This is a genomic window from Nocardioides sp. (assembly GCF_047606145.1).
GTDB lineage: Bacteria > Actinomycetota > Actinomycetes > Propionibacteriales > Nocardioidaceae > Nocardioides.
The window spans coordinates 1-12,767 of the sequence record NZ_JASGET010000128.1; the positions used below are offsets into that span (position 1 = coordinate 1).

The window sequence follows — 12,767 nt, forward strand, 5'->3', positions numbered from 1 at the left end:
ACCAGAGTTACGGCGGCCATAGCGAAAGGGAAACACCCGGTCCCATCCCGAACCCGGAAGTTAAGCCTTTCAGCGCCGATGGTACTGCACCCGCAAGAGTGTGGGAGAGTAGGACGCCGCCGGACCTACTATTGGATGAGGGCAGATCCGTCATGGATCTGCCCTCATCTGCATTTGACCCGAGATCGAGGTCGAGCCCACGACGGTCGAGAATCGCAGGGCCTTGGGTGGCAGGTCTCTCAGCCGACCTGTTGGCTCGAGCGCAGCGACCGGATGATGCCGCCCGGATGTGGCTTGGGCTGAAAGGACGTGGCCTTCTCCGGTAGGAGCCGGCCGTCCGCGGCGGCCCGCCAGACCTCGCTGATCGACGGCGCCGGCAGCAGTACGGCCACGTCGCCGCCGCGCACCTTCCCCAGCGCCTCGTCGACCGAGTGGGCGTAGCCGGTCGACCGCGGCGCGCGGGGGAGACGAGGCAGCAGTGCGGAGTGCAGATACTCCACGGCGCTCTGCTGGCGCTGTCCTGGCAGATCGAGGGTCGCCCAGCGTCGCTGACCGGTGAGCACGAGGGTCCCGGGGGAGAGTCGGCCGAGCGCGTCACGGCGATGAGAGAAGCGCCAGTCGAGCTTCAGTTCACGAGCCGCCCGCTCGAGATGGCCCATCTTGAGGCCGCCGAAGATCCGGTGGATCGCACCGAGGTGCATCGGCGTCGCGTCGTGGTCGATGAGCATCGCGAGGCCATGGTCGGTGGGGCCACCCGGCTCATCGGACTGGATCCGCAGATAGGCGGCGTAACGATGATGTCCGTCGGCGATCATGGCCTGCGTGGGCGCCCACTCGCGGTTGAGGCGTTCGATGAGCTCGGTGTCACGGATCGCCCAGATCCGATGATGCTGGCCGCCGCGATCGTCGAAGTTCTGCAGTGCCGGCTGTCTCATGACGCCCTCGAGGAGGTCGCGGGTCGCCGGCGGCGAGCTCTGGGTGAGCAGAATGGGCGCGGGATTGACCTGCATCTGGCCCATCCGCCGACCGAGCTCCCCGGCCTGGGCCAGTTTGACACCCTCATGCGGCAACACACAGCTCTCGGCAACGCTCGGTGCGCGGCGGGAGATGTCCAGGGAGCCGACGACACCTCGCACGGTCATCCCGCCCGAGGTGTACTCGTGCAGATAGAGCGCCGGGCCGACGTCCTCGACGATGTCGCCACGCTCGGTCCACTGCCGCATCCGCGCCGCGACGCCGCGATACGGACGGGCATAGAGCCGAGCCGACGCGGGATCGCCCAACCGGCGGGGATTGAGGAAGAGCGCGGAGAACGGGGCCAGATGCAACGGGCCGGCGACGTAGGGGGGTGTGACCACGTCGCCGGTGTCCATCAGACCATCGTAGGGTGCAGCCCGAACGTGGTGCCGAGATGGTCGCGCAACCGCCGGTGCCCTCGGCGCGAGCACCGGCGGGATCGACACCGGACGTGATCGCACCGGGGATCGGACGAGATGAGGGAGACGTGCTTCGTTCCTGTGACAAGTCGTTGACGGTGAGCTACGACCTGGCGATGCTCGACCTGGACGGGGTCGTCTACGTCGGCGGCTCCGCGGTTCCGCATGCACCCGACGCGCTGGCTTCGGCCCGGCGCGCCGGTATGCACGTCGCGTTCATCACCAACAACGCATCCCGGCCCCCGGCCGTGGTCGCCGATCAGCTCAACAGCCTCGGCATCGAGGCCGACGTGGGCGATGTGGTCACCTCGGCGCAGGCCGCGGCACACCTCGTGCTCGACCGGTCCGGTCCCGGGACCCGGGTGGCGGCGCTCGGCGCAGAGGGACTCCGGGACGCTCTCACGGAGGCCGGCCTGACCCCGGTCGGGGTGGAGGACGAGGCCGAGGCGATCGTCACCGGGTACGGCCCGGACGTGCCCTGGCGCCACATCATGCGTGCCGCCGTACGGATCCGGGACGGGCTGTGGTGGGTGGCCACCAACACCGACCGGACCATCCCGACGCCGTACGGGACGGCACCCGGCAACGGTGTCCTGGTCGAGACGATCGCCAGGTTCACCGGGGTCGATCCGGAGGTGGCCGGCAAACCCGAGCGACCCCTGCTCGAGGAGACCATCCGCCGCATCGGTGGCACCCGGCCGCTGATGATCGGGGATCGGCTCGACACCGACATCGCGGGTGCCACCGGGCTCGGGATCGACTCCATGCTCGTGCTCACCGGCGTCAGCGGGCTCGGCGACCTACTCGCGGCCCCACCGGATCAGCGGCCCACCTACCTCGCCGCCGACCTTCGTGGTCTGCACGAGCCGCATCCGGCGGTGGAGGTGACGACCGGGTCGGCCGAGGCCGACCGGACGGCCCGGGTCGGTGGCTGGACCGCCTCCGTGCGCGCGGGGGAGCTGGTGCTCACCGGCGCTGGCAGCCGGATCGACTGGTGGCGAGCAGCCGCATCCGCCGGCTGGCTGCAGTTGGATGCCGCCGGAGTTCCCGCCGGAGCCCCGTCCCCACCGGGCGAGGCGAACGGCGCCAGCCGGCTCGGCGGGTAGGCTCCCACCCATGACCGAGCAGCCGGTGGAGCAGGTGAACCAGAGCGTCGCCGAGGTCGAGCCGACGGGTGTGGCCGAGGTCGATGAGGTGCTCGACTCCGTCGACGTGCTCGCCGACCGACCGCTCGGCGAGCACGTCGCGGTGTTCGAGGAGGCGCACGATCGGCTGCGGCGAGCGCTCGACGCCACCGCCGAGGCGTAGCCCGTGCCGCCTCGTCGTCTGCGCCTCGACGCCGAGCTGGTCCGGCGCAAGCTGGCGCGATCTCGGGAGCACGCCAGTCAGTTGATCGCCGACGGTCGGGTCAAGGTGGCGGGCGTCGTCGCCGAGAAGCCGGCCACCGGTGTCACCACCGATGTCGCGATCGTGGTCGTCGACGACCCCGACCAGCCCGACTACGTCTCCCGAGGAGGGCACAAGCTCGCCGGTGCGCTGGCCGCCTTCGCTCCGCTCGGACTCAGCGTGACGGGACGCCGGTGCCTGGATGCGGGCGCGTCCACCGGCGGATTCACCGACGTGCTGCTGCGGGCGGGCGCGCGGGAGGTGGTCGCCGTGGACGTGGGCTACGGGCAGCTCGCCTGGCGACTGCGGTCCGATGACCGGGTCGTCGTGCACGACCGCACCAACGTCCGGGACCTGTCGCTCGAGGTGGTGGGCACCCCGGTCGACGTGGTGGTCGGCGACCTCTCCTTCATCTCCCTCGAGCTCGTGCTCGACGCGCTGCTCTCGGTGACCTCCGTCGACGGTGACCTGGCACTGATGGTCAAGCCGCAGTTCGAGGTCGGCCGGGACCGGGTCGGCAAGGGCGGAGTCGTCCGCGACCCCGGACTGCGCGCCGAGGCGGTGAACGCGGTCGCGGCCGCCGCCGCACGCCGCGGCTGGGGCACTCGCGCGGTGACCACCTCGCCGCTGCCCGGGCCGTCAGGCAACGTGGAGTTCTTCCTCTGGCTGCACCGGGGTCCCGCCAGCGTGGACGAGGCCGCCATCACCGCGGTCGTCCATGCACAGACCGGGCTGCCTCCGGAATCGTCGGCGAGGTCTGAGAAGGTGACGCAATGACCCAGGGCACCCCGCAGGCGGCACCGGGGTCCCGGCGCGTGCTGATGCTGGTCCACACCGGGCGGGAGGCCGCCCGGGAGGTGGCGCTGGCCTGCGCTCGGACGCTCGGCGGCTACGGGATCATCGTGCGGGTGCTCGCCGTCGAGGCCCGCGACCTGGGCATCGAGGACGGGGTCGCCGCCGGGCTGTACCCCCAGATGGAGCTGTGGCCCGACGAGCGGGACGCGAGCCTCGACTGCGAGCTCGCCCTGGTGATCGGCGGCGACGGCACCATCCTGCGCGCGGCCGAGATCGTCCGGGCGCACGCGACGCCGGTCCTGGGCGTCAACCTCGGCCACGTCGGCTTCCTCGCCGAGGCGGAGTACGACGACGTGGGATCGACCATCGACGCCATCGTGCATCGGCGCTACACCGCCGAGGACCGGCTGGCCCTCGACGTCCGGGTCTTCCAGGACGGACACGAGATGTTCCGCACCTTCGCGGTCAACGAGGCCAGCGTGGAGAAGGCCGCCCGCGAGCGGATGCTCGAGGTGGTCGTGGCGATCGACGACCGCCCGCTGTCCCGATGGGGCTGCGACGGGGTCGTCTGCGCGACCCCGACCGGCTCCACGGCGTACAACTTCTCCGCCGGCGGCCCGGTGGTCTGGCCCGAGGTGGAGGCGCTGCTGATGGTGCCGATCAGCGCACACGCGCTCTTCGCCCGGCCGTTGGTGGCGGCGCCGACCTCCGTGCTGGCCGTCGAGGTGATCGCGCGCCAGGACGGCGTCGGAGTGCTGTGGTGCGACGGTCGACGCTCCTTCGAGCTGCCACCCGGCGCCCGGATCGAGGTGACCCGAGGACGGGAGCCGTTCCGGCTGGTGCGTCTGCATCAGGCACCGTTCACCGACCGGCTGGTGCGCAAGTTCGATCTTCCGGTCGAGGGCTGGCGCGGCGCTGCGTCACGGAGTCGCGATGCTTGAGGAACTCCGGATCGACGGCTTGGGCGTCATCGACTCCTCCACCCTGGAGCTCGGCGCCGGGTTCACCGCCATCACCGGCGAGACGGGTGCCGGCAAGACCATGTTGGTCACCGCCCTCGGCCTGCTGCTGGGCGGTCGTGGTGACCCGGGGGTGGTGCGGACCGGAGCACGCGCGGCCCGGGTCGAGGGTGTGGTCGCGACCGCTGGTCTCCCCGAGTTCGCCGGTGCGGTCGACGAGGCGGGTGGCGCCGTCGAGGACGACCAGGTGCTGCTGGCCCGGACCGTGGCGAGTGAGGGCAGGTCTCGGGCCTACGTCGGCGGGGCGAGCGTCCCGATCGCCACCCTGAGCGTCCTGGCCGCGCCGTTGGTGGCGGTCCACGGCCAGTCCGACCAACACCGGCTGCTGCAGCCGCAGGCCCAACGAGAGGCGCTGGACCGGTTCGGTGGACCCGACCTGGAGCGGCTGCTGGCGGAGTACCGCGAGGTGTATCTGGCCCTGGGTGCGACCGAGCGCGAACTGGTGGAGGTCAGCTCGCACGCCCGCGAGCGGGCCCGCGAGGCGGATCTGCTCCGCTTCGGGCTCGGCGAGATCGAGGCGCTCGCCCCCGAACCGGGCGAGGAGGACGCGCTGGCCGCGGAGGAGTCCCGGTTGGGCTACTCCGACACGTTGCGCGCCGCCGCCGAGCAGGCGCGCGAGGCGCTCTCGGCCGACGACGATCGCCCGGACGCGCTCGGTGCCGTCAGCGCCGCCCGACGGCTGCTCGACGGTGTGCGGGAGCACGATCCGACGGCGGCCGACCTCGCCGACCGGCTCGCCGAGGTGAGCTATCTGCTCTCCGATCTGGCCGCCGACGTGGCCTCCTACGCGGCTGGGATCGAGACCGACCCGGCCCGACTCGCCGCGGTCTCCGAGCGCCGGGCCGCCTTGACCGCGCTCACCCGGAAGTACGGCGAGACCCTCGCCGACGTCATCGACTGGTCGGCGCAGTCCGCCCGGCGGCTGGTGGACCTCGACGGCACCGACGAGCGCATCGACGAGCTCGCCGACCGGCGTACGGAGCTGCGCATCCGACTGGCGGACGTCGCCGGCGCGCTCTCCACCGCGCGCCGGGACGCGGCCGCCCGTCTCGCGGAAGCGGTGACCGCCGAGCTCGCCGGCCTGGCGATGCCGCATGCTCGGCTGGTCATCACCGTCACCCGTCGCGGCGAGACGGCCACCTCGGCCACCTCAGTCGACCTGAGCGACTCGGGCGATACCGACGACCGGACGAGCACGCTGGTCGGCGCGCCGCTCGAGGTCGACGGCGAACCGGTCAGGTACGGCGCGCACGGCATCGACGAGATCGAGATCCTGCTCGCCGCCAACGCCGGCGCCGAGCCGCGACCGTTGGCCAAGAGCGCCTCGGGCGGAGAGCTGTCCCGGGTGATGCTGGCGATCGAGGTGGTGCTCGCCGCGACCAGCCCGGTGCCGACGTTCGTCTTCGACGAGGTCGACGCCGGGGTCGGCGGATCGGCGGCGGTCGAGATCGGGCGCCGCCTGGCCCGGCTGGCGCGCAACGCTCAGGTGCTGGTGGTCACCCATCTGCCGCAGGTGGCTGCCTTCGCCGACACCCACGTGGCGGTCCGCAAGAGCAGTGACGGCTCGGTGACCAGCTCCGGACTCGAGATCCTGGACGAGTCCGGCCGGGAGCGCGAGCTCTCCCGGATGCTCGCGGGCCTGACCGACTCCGACACCGCGCTGGCACATGCCCGCGAACTGCTCGACGTCGCCCGCGGCGAGACTCGCTGATCGCGACACACCGGCGGGCTGAGCGTCCTGACGGACGGCCGGTGTGAGTATGGACCCGTCATGAGACTCACCACCCGTGCCAGTGTGGCCGCCGAGCCCGGGACGCGCGGCGTCCTGCGTCTGGTCGCGACCGACCCGCGGTCGCTGCGCCGGCTCCGGAACGGTGACGTCGCCGTCATCGACACCCCGGACCTGGACGGCCGAGCTGCCGAGGCGATGGTCTCGGCGGGCGTCGTGGCGGTCCTCAACGGCCGGTCGATGGTCGACCCCCGATTCTGCAACCGCGGTCCCGAGGTCCTCCTCGGTGCCGGGCTCACCCTCGTCGACCGGCTCGGCGACGCCGGCCTCGGCAACCTCCGGGAGGGTGCGGCCGTTCGCATCCATCAGGGCGCCGTCTTCGACGGCGAGCAACGGTTGACCGCGGGACGAGCACTCAGCGGCGACCAGATCCGGCGTGAGCTGGAGGAATCGCGCTCCGGATTCGCCGCCCAGCTGGTCGCCTTCGCCCACCACAGCGCGCAGCTGGTCCAGCGGGAGGAGGACGCGCTGCTGCACAACGCCGGCGTGCCACGTCTGGACACCGCGATGGCCGGCCGGCCGGTCCTGGTGGCCACGGCCGCCACCACCGTCGCGGAGATCAAGGGACTGCGGGTCTTCCTCGCCGAGCAGCGTCCGGTGGTGGTCGCCGTGGGGGAGGCGGTGCGCACGGTGCGCGCCTGCCGGGTCGGCGCCGACGTGGTCGTGGTCGGACCGGAGCCCGACCGGCTACCCCCGACCGAGGCGCTGCGTGCGGCCTGCGACGTCGTGCTCGCTCCCGGCGCCGCGGCCCCCGGTCCGGCGGAGACCGCGCTGGAAGGCCGCGGCGTGGTGCCGATGCGGGTCTGCTCCGCGTTGGGACCGGACGAGGCGGCCCTGCTGCTCACCAAGGCGAACCACGCCGCTCTGGTGGTGGTCGCCGGCGCGGGGATCGACCTCGGCAGCCTGTTGGAGCAGCGACGCCCGGAGATGGCCGGCACCTACCTGACCTGGCTCAGCCTGGGGCCGCGTCTGATCGACGCGGGAGCCGTCCACACCCTGTACGCCGGCCGGCTCGCAGCCCGGCACGTGCTGCTCTGCCTGGTGGTGTGCGTGCTGGTGGTGGCGGCCGCGATCGCCACCACCGAGGCCGGGCAGGGCTGGGCGAGCGACGTGACCGGCTGGGTCGGCGGCCTGTTCGGCAGCGGCGGATGAGTCGGCGCCACCTGCTCTCCGCGGTGATCGCCGTCGCCGCCCTGGCCGCGGGGATCGCGCTGGGCGCGGGTCCGTTCGACGAGCACGACGACAGCCCGGCGCGCGGTCGGCTGACCGCCACGACGCAGAGCTCCGCCACGAGTCTCGATCGCCGGTTCGTGGCGGATGCCGGCGCCAACCTGACCCGGCGGACGCTTCGCGGCCAACGAATCGCGATCCTGCGCTTCCCCGGCGCGGACGAGTCCACCGCGAGCGCACTGGCCCGGCGGCTGCGGGCCGCCGGCGGCGAGCTGACCGGCACGGTGACGGTCTCCGCGAGCGCGCTGGATCCGGCCCGGTCGGCGTACGTGGACGCGTTGACCGACCGGCTGCAGGGGTCGCTGCGCGGCACGGTCAACCCCGAGCTCGACACCTATCCACGGTTCGGCCAGCTGCTCGGCGCGGCGTACGCCACCACCGGCGCGACCGGGTTCACCGACGGTCAGCGCACCGCCGCGAAGACGCTGCTGGCAGGCGGGCTGGTCACCGTGACCGGCGGCCGAAGGCCCGCGACACTCGTGGTGGCTCTGCTCGGTGGCCGGACCGACGGGACCGACGGGAACGCGTCGCTGGTCGGCGTGGTGCACGGGCTCGGCGGGGTCTCGCATGGGGTGGTGGCCGCGGCGCCCTCCGGATCGGTGTCTCTCGCCGCGGTGCGGGCCGAGCACTGGGGTGACTGGTTCGCCTCGGTCGACGGGGTGGAGACCTCGGTCGGACGGTTGGCGACCGTGCTCGCCACGGCGCGCCAGGTGGATCGTCAGGGTGGGAATTTCGGCGCGTCGGGATTCGGGCGGCTGCTCGGCCCTGAGATAGGCTAGAGGTCCATGAAGGCGGCCGCATACGGAACCACTCCCACCAAGCACATCTTCGTCACCGGGGGCGTCGCCTCCTCGCTCGGCAAGGGCCTGACCGCCTCGAGCCTCGGTCGTCTGCTGCGCTCTCGCGGCCTGCGGGTGACCATGCAGAAGCTGGATCCGTACCTCAATGTCGACCCCGGCACGATGAATCCGTTCCAGCACGGCGAGGTGTTCGTCACCAACGACGGCGCCGAAACCGATCTCGACATCGGGCACTACGAGCGGTTTCTGGACACCGACCTCTCCGGCCAGGCCAATGTCACCACCGGCCAGGTCTACTCCCATGTGATCGCCAAGGAGCGGCGCGGCGACTACCTGGGCGAGACCGTGCAGGTCATCCCGCACATCACCAACGAGATCCGGGACCGGATCCTGGCGATGGGCGGAACCGATGCGGACGGACGGGGCATCGACGTGGTGATCACCGAGATCGGTGGCACCGTGGGCGACATCGAGTCGCTGCCGTTCCTCGAGGCCGCCCGTCAGACCCGCCAGGTGATCGGCCGGGCGAACGTGTTCTTCGTCCACGTCTCGCTGGTGCCCTACATCGGCCCGTCCAAGGAGCTCAAGACCAAGCCGACCCAGCATTCCGTCGCCGCGCTGCGTCAGGTCGGCATCCAACCCGACGCGATCGTCTGCCGCGCGGACCGCGACCTGCCGGCCGGGATCAAGTCCAAGATCGCGCTGATGTGCGACGTCGACGACGAGGCGGTGGTGACCTGCGCGGACGCCCCCTCGATCTACGACATCCCCAAGGTCCTGCACCGAGAGGGCCTCGACGCCTACGTCGTACGCCGCCTCGACCTGCCGTTCCGCGACGTCGACTGGACGCTCTGGGACGACCTGCTGCGCCGGGTGCACCATCCCAAGGAGAGCGTCACCATCGGGCTGGTCGGCAAGTACGTCGATCTCCCCGACGCCTACCTGTCGGTGGCGGAGGCGCTGCGCGCGGGCGGGTTCGCCAACGAGGGAGCGGTCGAGATCCGCTGGATCGCCTCCGACGAGTGCCAGACCCCCGAGGGCGCCGCCCGGAACCTGCATGACCTCGATGCGGTCTGTGTGCCCGGCGGGTTCGGCATCCGCGGCCTCGAGGGCAAGCTCGGCGCGCTGACCTACACCCGCACGCACGGCATCCCGACCCTCGGGCTGTGCCTGGGCCTGCAGTGCATGGTCATCGAGTACGCCCGCAACGTGGTCGGTCTGGACAAGGCCGACTCCACCGAGTTCGACCCCGACACCCCCGAGCCGGTGATCGCCACCATGGCCGAGCAGCTCGCGTTCGTGGAGGGAGCCGGTGATCTGGGCGGCACCATGCGGCTGGGCCTCTACCCCGCCCAGCTGACCAAGGGCACGATCGCCGCCGAGGCGTACGGCGAGACGAGCATCTCCGAACGTCACCGGCACCGTTACGAGGTGAACAACTCCTATCGCGATCGGCTGGAGTCGGCCGGGATGGTCTTCTCCGGTCTCTCGCCGGACAACGAGCTGGTCGAGTTCGTCGAGCTTCCCCGCGAGACCCACCCCTACTACATCGCCACCCAGGCGCATCCGGAGCTGCGCTCCCGGCCGACCCGGCCGCACCCACTGTTCGTCGGTCTGGTCGCCGCGGCGATCCAGCGGCAGCGTGAGCAGCGCTTCCCGATCGACGAGTCCAGCCTGCATCGGGCGGTGGAGGAGCCGGCCGGCGCCGAATGAGGCGCCCGGCGCGGTCGACGGTGCTGCCGGTGGAGGCCGCCGGCCTGGCTACCCTCGCCTCATGGACATCAGCGTGTCGTCGGACTTCCCCGGCGGGTGGGAGCGGCCGGAGCGATGGCCGGTGGTCGAGTCCACCGACCTGCACCGTGACGACTGGGTGATGGCGCTCCGTCGCGACCGGATCCAGCAACCGGGCGCGCCGACGGAGACCCCGTTCGGTCGACTGGTGCTGGAGCATCCGGGCGCCGTGGTGGTGCTGGCGGTGGACGCGGAGGACCGGGTGCTGGTGCTCAGTCAGTACCGCCACCCGGCCGGCCGACGCTTCCTGGAGCTGCCGGCCGGCCTGATCGACGAGGCCGGCGAGGAACCACTGGACGTCGCCCGACGCGAGCTGCGCGAGGAGGCGGCCTACGCGGCGGCGCGGTGGAGGCCGCTGCTGACGGCGTACTCCTCACCGGGCATCTCCGCGGAGCGGATCCACTACTTCCTGGCCCGCGACCTCACCTCGGTGGATCGCGGCGACTTCGTGCTGGCGCACGAGGAGGCCGACATGAGCTCGGGATGGGTCCCGGTCGAGGACCTCATCGACGCCGCCCTGGACGGCCGCGCGCAGGACGCGCCGATGGCGGTCGCGGTACTGGCCTACGACGCGTTGCGGCGCCGGGGTCGGCTCGACTGACCCGACCGACCCTGTTACCCGACCGACCCGGGGTCAGCCGACCACCGGCAGGCCGAGCGTCTGTCCGGTCCCGGCTGCGATGGTCACGTCGCTCGGGGTCACGTTCCCGCGGTAGTTCGGCGAGCCGGTGGAGACCACCAGGCCGATCCTGTGACCCTTGGCGAAGCGATGCACGATCGCCGGAAGCCGGACCGTGAACCGCTTGCTCGCGTCCGGGATCCGGACCGGGGCGATGGTGCCGTCGATGGCGGATCGGGTGCCGTCGGGCGCGACGTCGACCACCTTGAGGTAGAGCACCAGGTCCCCGGCCGGGCCGAGGCCCTGGGTCAGATCGGCACCGTTCGCGGTCACCTTCAGCCGTGCCGTCGGAACGCCGACGACGTCGAGCCGCCTCGGCAACGTCCCGGAGGTCCACGCCGCCGAGGTGCCGGGCACGGACTGCCCGGTCAGCCCGTTCGCGCCGGAGAAGAACGAGCCGAGCACGTCGGTCTCATCGAAGGTGGTGGGCAGGCCCAACGGCGGCGTGAGGATCGTGGTGCTGCCGGAGGCCGGAGCACCGGTGGTGAGCCCATCCGTGCCCGAGAGCCGCCAGGTCCGCACCGTGCCCACCGGGAACCGGTTCGAGGTGCCGTACGCCGGGGTGGCGATGCCCCGGTAGGAGACCCAGTCGCGGAAGTAGGCGAACCGCGGCCCGGTGCTCACCGTCGCGCCACGCAGGTAGTGGTCGAGCCAGTTGAGCACGCGCCTCGATTCGTACTGCGACGCCGGGTCGGGGTCGCCCAGGTCCAGCTCGCCCGGCTGCGGCGTGCTGTCGGAGTGCCCCCAGGAGTGCCAGATCATCCTGGTCGGGGTGCCCTGAGCACGCAGAGCCCGGTAGGTGGCGATCGCCTCGTTGAGGTTGAACAGGGTGTCCTTCTCGCCCTGCATGAGGAGCACCGGGACCTTGATCCTGTGCAGGTAGGAGGCGACCGAGGCGTGCCGCAGGCTGGCGATCGAGGAGTCGTCGAAGTAGCCGGTGGTCGCGCCGGTGAGCAACGCGGCGCAGACGAAGGTCGCGAAGTTCGGACAGCCGAGCATGCGGGTCTGGTCGGCGTCGAGGTGCTCGATCCCGGTGGCCAGCCCGAGCGCGGTGAAGCTCAGTCCCCAGACCAGCTTGGTCGATCCCGGCGTGCTGGAGGTGACGCCGCTGCTGATCGCGGTGTTGTTCGGATCGAGGGAGTACGACAGGTCGTTCCAGGTGATCATCGGGATCAGGGTGTCCACCCGCTTGTCGACGGCGGCCGCGGCGAACTGGATGCCGCCGCCGTACGAACCGCCGATCATGGCGACCCGCGGGTCGTGCGCCTGGTGCTGTCCGACGTGGTTGCGGTGGTCCCGGGCCACCACCCGGAGGAGCGGCGCAGCCGTGGTGTGGGCGGCATCGGTGTAGGCGATCCCGCCGGCACCGCCCAGATAGCTGACCAGTTGGCTGGCGGCCACGCCGTCGTAGTCGGGGTCGTCGAGGGTCACCTTGCAGCCCGATCCGCCGAACCCGAGCCCGGAGTAGGAGAGGACCAGATAGCCGCGCTTGGCGAGGGCCTTGCCCAGCCCGGCCTGGTCGTCCTTGCTGCCGCCGAAGCCGTTGGTGGTGATGACGGCGGGTACCCGGTGACGGGTGGTCGCCGCGCGAGGCCGGTACACGTCGCCGACGATGTCGCATGTCTGGCCCCGATCCGGACCGACCTCGACCTTGAAGTGCAGGGTCGTCACGGTGTACGCCGCCGCAGCGGCCTCGGCGGGGGAGACCGCGAGCGGGACCACCGAGACCGCCGCAGCGACGGCGGTGAGAGCGCCGGCGAGGGCGAACCGTCCGGCCGCCGAGGTCACCAGAGGCAGGCGAGTCCGAATCTGTGCGCGCATGCCTCACTCAACGACGTGACG

At 71.8% G+C, this 12,767-nt stretch carries 11 protein-coding genes and 1 rRNA gene; 10 read left to right on the plus strand and 2 right to left on the minus strand.

The genetic code is table 11. The annotated features are described in order from the left end of the window. The first annotated feature begins 8 nt into the window (after positions 1–8). A 5S ribosomal RNA gene (gene rrf, locus QM638_RS16735) occupies positions 9–125 on the plus strand. Between the two features lie 114 nt (positions 126–239). Here rrf and QM638_RS16740 read toward each other — a convergent pair. Then, positions 240–1,373, minus strand: coding sequence for a DUF1015 family protein (locus QM638_RS16740; protein WP_415143691.1), 1,134 nt, complete (start codon positions 1,371–1,373; stop codon positions 240–242). Between the two features lie 131 nt (positions 1,374–1,504). On the opposite strand from QM638_RS16740, the gene QM638_RS16745 reads away from it, so the two are divergent. The 9 genes from QM638_RS16745 to QM638_RS16785 all read left to right on the plus strand — a co-directional run bounded on the left by QM638_RS16745 (position 1,505) and on the right by QM638_RS16785 (position 10,847). Beyond that, positions 1,505–2,542: an HAD-IIA family hydrolase gene (locus tag QM638_RS16745; protein WP_415143693.1), complete on the plus strand. Its 1,038-nt coding sequence runs from the start codon at positions 1,505–1,507 to the stop codon at positions 2,540–2,542. A gap of 10 nt (positions 2,543–2,552) precedes the next feature. Then, positions 2,553–2,744 (plus strand): hypothetical protein, encoded by a 192-nt coding sequence (locus QM638_RS16750; RefSeq protein WP_415143695.1) that lies wholly within the window; start codon positions 2,553–2,555, stop codon positions 2,742–2,744. Positions 2,745–2,747: 3 nt separating this feature from the next. Further along, a complete protein-coding gene (locus tag QM638_RS16755) occupies positions 2,748–3,599 on the plus strand; it encodes a TlyA family RNA methyltransferase (protein ID WP_415143697.1) in 852 nt (283 codons plus the stop codon). Continuing rightward, a complete protein-coding gene (locus QM638_RS16760; protein ID WP_415143699.1) occupies positions 3,596–4,558 on the plus strand; it encodes an NAD kinase in 963 nt (320 codons plus the stop codon). Before QM638_RS16755 ends, QM638_RS16760 begins: the two co-directional genes overlap by 4 nt. Then, positions 4,551–6,347, plus strand: a complete 1,797-nt coding sequence (recN, locus tag QM638_RS16765; protein WP_415143701.1) for a DNA repair protein RecN — start codon at positions 4,551–4,553, stop codon at positions 6,345–6,347. The genes QM638_RS16760 and recN overlap by 8 nt, the downstream gene beginning before the upstream one ends. Positions 6,348–6,407: 60 nt before the next feature. Continuing rightward, complete coding sequence (gene steA, locus QM638_RS16770; protein WP_415143703.1) at positions 6,408–7,577, plus strand: putative cytokinetic ring protein SteA; 1,170 nt, start codon at positions 6,408–6,410, stop codon at positions 7,575–7,577. After that, positions 7,574–8,434: a copper transporter gene (locus tag QM638_RS16775; RefSeq protein WP_415143705.1), complete on the plus strand. Its 861-nt coding sequence runs from the start codon at positions 7,574–7,576 to the stop codon at positions 8,432–8,434. The genes steA and QM638_RS16775 overlap by 4 nt, the downstream gene beginning before the upstream one ends. 6 nt (positions 8,435–8,440) lie before the next feature. Further along, positions 8,441–10,168, plus strand: a complete 1,728-nt coding sequence (locus tag QM638_RS16780; protein WP_415143706.1) for a CTP synthase — start codon at positions 8,441–8,443, stop codon at positions 10,166–10,168. 61 nt (positions 10,169–10,229) lie between these two features. Then, positions 10,230–10,847: an NUDIX domain-containing protein gene (locus QM638_RS16785; protein WP_415143708.1), complete on the plus strand. Its 618-nt coding sequence runs from the start codon at positions 10,230–10,232 to the stop codon at positions 10,845–10,847. A 33-nt stretch (positions 10,848–10,880) separates the two neighbouring features. Here the strand turns inward: QM638_RS16785 and QM638_RS16790 are convergent, their stop codons facing one another. Beyond that, positions 10,881–12,713: an alpha/beta fold hydrolase gene (locus QM638_RS16790; protein WP_415143710.1), complete on the minus strand. Its 1,833-nt coding sequence runs from the start codon at positions 12,711–12,713 to the stop codon at positions 10,881–10,883. Positions 12,714–12,767 lie beyond the last annotated feature (54 nt).

Excerpts from the sequence above, each read along its gene's own strand:
- QM638_RS16775 (WP_415143705.1), top strand. The coding sequence starts at position 7,574 with ATGAGTCGGCGCCACCTGCTCTCCGCGGTGATCGCCGTCGCCGCCCTG.
- QM638_RS16740 (WP_415143691.1), bottom strand. The coding sequence starts at position 1,373 with ATGGACACCGGCGACGTGGTCACACCCCCCTACGTCGCCGGCCCGTTG.
- QM638_RS16760 (WP_415143699.1), top strand. The coding sequence starts at position 3,596 with ATGACCCAGGGCACCCCGCAGGCGGCACCGGGGTCCCGGCGCGTGCTG.
- steA (WP_415143703.1), top strand. The coding sequence starts at position 6,408 with ATGAGACTCACCACCCGTGCCAGTGTGGCCGCCGAGCCCGGGACGCGC.
- QM638_RS16780 (WP_415143706.1), top strand. The coding sequence starts at position 8,441 with ATGAAGGCGGCCGCATACGGAACCACTCCCACCAAGCACATCTTCGTC.
- QM638_RS16785 (WP_415143708.1), top strand. The coding sequence starts at position 10,230 with ATGGACATCAGCGTGTCGTCGGACTTCCCCGGCGGGTGGGAGCGGCCG.
- QM638_RS16750 (WP_415143695.1), top strand. The coding sequence starts at position 2,553 with ATGACCGAGCAGCCGGTGGAGCAGGTGAACCAGAGCGTCGCCGAGGTC.
- recN (WP_415143701.1), top strand. The coding sequence starts at position 4,551 with ATGCTTGAGGAACTCCGGATCGACGGCTTGGGCGTCATCGACTCCTCC.